The sequence below is a fragment of the Streptococcus sp. HMSC077F03 genome, assembly GCF_001812375.1.
GTDB classification, from domain to species: domain Bacteria; phylum Bacillota; class Bacilli; order Lactobacillales; family Streptococcaceae; genus Streptococcus; species Streptococcus oralis_S.
The window spans coordinates 1-472 of record NZ_KV808774.1 but is presented as its reverse complement, the minus strand read 5'-3'; the positions used below and the strand labels follow the sequence as shown (position 1 = coordinate 472).

Below are 472 nucleotides of genomic sequence, written 5' to 3'. Positions count from 1 at the left end.
GGATTAGAAGATAGTTTGGCGGAAGCTACTAAGTACCTTCCTACCGCAAAGAAGGCAATGAAGAGTCCAGAAGCTCAAAAAGGTTTTGTGGCATATGAAGCTCGCTACAATGAATTGAAAGCCAAGGCTGAAGCTTTGTTGGCCGGTAAGACGGAACAACCAGCTGAACCAAAAGTTGAGCATCAAGAAATCGCTACAACAGAAGAGATTCCTTATGCATCTCGTACCGAAAACAATGCCGATCTTGCAGAAGGTACTCGCAATGTGAAACAAGCGGGTGTTAAAGGTACTAAGACCATTACTTGGGATATCACACTGACAGATGGTAAAGAAACGGCTCGTACTAAGAAAAGCGAGAAAGTTACCAAAGAACCAGTAGAAGAAATCATCGAAGTTGGAACTAAGAAAACAGGTGTAGAAACCAAAGAAACAGTGACTGTAGAGGAAAAAGTTGCTTTCAAAGAAGAAACGA

General features: G+C 41.9%; 1 protein-coding gene. It reads left to right on the top strand.

Annotation, left to right across the window (positions count from 1 at the left end; all coding sequences use genetic code 11):
* Positions 1-57 precede the first annotated feature (57 nt).
* Positions 58-472: G5 domain-containing protein (locus HMPREF2853_RS03965; protein ID WP_261674235.1), on the top strand; the 415-nt coding region annotated here is incomplete at its 3' end.